This is a genomic window from Alistipes megaguti, from assembly GCF_944320325.1.
Classification (GTDB): domain Bacteria; phylum Bacteroidota; class Bacteroidia; order Bacteroidales; family Rikenellaceae; genus Alistipes; species Alistipes megaguti.
In genome coordinates, this window is the sequence record NZ_CALUHA010000062.1 from 1 (window position 1) to 2,608 (window position 2,608).

At 61.1% G+C, this 2,608-nt stretch carries 3 protein-coding genes; all 3 read right to left on the bottom strand.

Annotation, left to right across the window (positions count from 1 at the left end):
- Positions 1-101: 101 nt before the first annotated feature.
- Positions 102-869: a LytR/AlgR family response regulator transcription factor gene (locus PUQ42_RS10275; protein ID WP_122121705.1), complete on the bottom strand. Its 768-nt coding sequence runs from the start codon at positions 867-869 to the stop codon at positions 102-104.
- On the bottom strand, positions 869-2,173 hold the full coding sequence (locus PUQ42_RS10280; RefSeq protein WP_273373419.1) for a histidine kinase: 1,305 nt from the start codon (positions 2,171-2,173) through the stop codon (positions 869-871). Before PUQ42_RS10280 ends, PUQ42_RS10275 begins: the two co-directional genes overlap by 1 nt.
- Before the next feature lie 96 nt (positions 2,174-2,269).
- Positions 2,270-2,608, bottom strand: a 339-nt coding sequence (locus PUQ42_RS10285; protein ID WP_273373421.1) for a gamma carbonic anhydrase family protein, incomplete at its 5' end; no start/stop codon positions are given.

The following is a 2,608-nucleotide window of genomic DNA, read 5'->3' on the forward strand; positions in this document are numbered from 1 at the left end:
TTCCGATCCGACTTCCGGGGTTCCTGATGCAAAGGTAGGGCCAAATCCGGGGTTCGCACCCGGCTTCGCGGTGAAACAGCCAAAATCAACCGGTCAACCGCCTATTCAGTCGGGTGAACTGCCCGCAGCCAGGCCTTGAATTCCGGGACCCGGGCCTTCGAAATGATGATCCGCTCGGGGGTTTCGAGGGTCAGATGCAGCGCCAGCCGGCTCCCGAACCAGACGACGATCTCCTTCACGGCGCGGCGCGCCACGATGAACTGACGGTTGGCCCGGAAGAAATCCTGCTCGGGCAAGAGCGACTGCAGGGTCTCCAGTGTACGGTCCAGCGGATAGGCCGCACCGTCATAGCCGTAGGCCGTCACGCGTTCGTTCGACGTATAGCAGTAGGCGATCTGCTCGCGATGGAGCGGGATGATCCGGTCGCGGATATGAACCAGAAAGACCTCCTCGCTGCCACGTCGTTCGGCGGCCATCGTGCGGATGCGCGATCCATAGCTGCGGCGTTCGGACGAGGTGAGCCGTTCGAGTTTGGTCAGCGCCCGCCGCACGTCGGCCTCGTTGAGCGGTTTGAGCAGGTAGTCGATGCTGTTGACCTTGAAGGCCTCCAGCGCATACTGGTCGTAGGCCGTCGTGAAGATGACCGGCGCGGTGATCTCCACCGCATCGAAGATCCGGAACGAATCGCCGTCGGCCAGATGGATGTCCATGAACAGAAGGTCGGGTTCGGGATTCGCACGCAGCCACCCGATGCTCTCGGCCACGCTTTCGAGCGTCGCCACGATCTCCACATCGGGAGCCACCGTGCGCAGAATGGCCGCCAGATTGCGGGCCGCAGCCGTTTCGTCTTCGATAATGAGCGCCTTCATCATGCCTCGGGATTTTGGAGCGGCATCCGCACGCGGAACGTCTCACCGTCGTCGATGACCACGATCCGCCGTCCGGTGATCAGTTGCCAGCGGTTGTGCAGGTTCTCCAGACCGATGCCCGTCGAGGGCTCCGGCTCCAGTTTCGGAATCTTCGGATTCGCCACCTCGAGCCATTCGCCGTCGGTCCGGATGGTGATATGGAACGGTTTGCTGCGCGTAATTGCGTTGTGCTTGACGGCATTGCCGATGAGCGGCTGCAGCGACAGCGCCGGAAGCCGCCACGATCGGTATTTCGGATCGATCTCGATGTCGAAAAAGAGCTTGTCGGCATAGCGGATCTTGAAGAGGTAGCTGTAGGCATCGACGAACTTCAGCTCCTCGTCGAGGGTGATCAGCGTCGACTGGCCGTTCTGGATGATATAGCGGAACGTGTAGGAGAGTTGGTCGATGTAGGTGAGGGCCTTCCCGTCCTGTCCCTCGCGCACGAGCATGGCCAGCGAATTGAGCGAATTGAAGAAGAAGTGGGGGTTGATCTGTCCGACAAGCAGGTTGTAACGCGTGGTGAGGTTTTCGTTCTTGAGGCGTTCGTTCTCCACCACGACGGCCTGACGCTGCGAGATAAGCACGTAGATCCGTCCGTAAAGGACCGACACCGCAACGGCAAACGAACTCTTCAGCAGCAGCATGCTGTCGAACGGATGTCCGCTCATGAAGTTGGGCAGAATGCGCCCCGAGTGCCACCCCGTGACGGGAGCCACGCAATAGAGCCCGACGGCCGCCACGCAGCACCACAGACAGCGCCGCAGGTAACGTTTCATCGAGTAGTTGCGCCGCACGGAGGTCAGAATCGACAGCATGACGAACGAAACCACCAGATAGTACAACAGTTGCAGCGCAAGTTCCGTTCCCCGCGACGGACGGTTGAAGAGCAGACTGTAATCGAACGCCTGACCGTTTCGGCAGCGGATCTTCTGCATCATGGGGTGCCCTCCCGAACGCCGCGGCGGAGTTACCTCGGCCTCGATCCGGTCGCCGGCCTTCAACCGCAGGCGGTTGATCCGCTGGTTGGGGACGTAGACGCTGTCGCCGTTCTCACAGACGAGGTATCCGTAACCGTCGGGATGGACACACAGAACCCCCTTTTCCGTACGGATACGGGCTCTTTGGGGCGAGGAGGGCTGTGAACTCTCGCTGTTCAGGTCCACAAGCAGAAGCAGCACGTAGGAGAAATTGACCACCAGGCTGATCGCTACGGCGACCAGCAGGTTCAACACTACATCAGCATATTTCGGCTGCAGTTTCATCGGCGGAGTTTTTTGACAAGAAGGCCTCATCCGGCGGAGCGGGCGGCAAGGCCCTCCGCGCGGGAGGAGGCCGTCCGGAGAGGTGTTCCCGGGGGGTTACTCCTCCTTATACCACGAGGCGTAGAGCATGTAGTCGTGGGCCGTACGGCGCACGATCTCGTCGCGCTGTTCGGGCGTCACCTCCTTGACCTTGCGGGCCGGGACTCCGGCATAGACCGAATTGGGCTCCAGCTGGGCGTTGGAGAGAACCAGGGCGTTGGCGGCGATGATGCAGCCCGACGGAACGTGGGCATTGTCGAGGATCGTGGCACCCATGCCGATCAGGCAGTTGTCCTCGATGACGGCCCCATGGATGGTGGCGTTGTGGCCCACCGAGACGTCGTTGCCGATGATCGTCTGCGAGGGGTGCTTCGCCTGGTCGTAGATGGTGTGCAG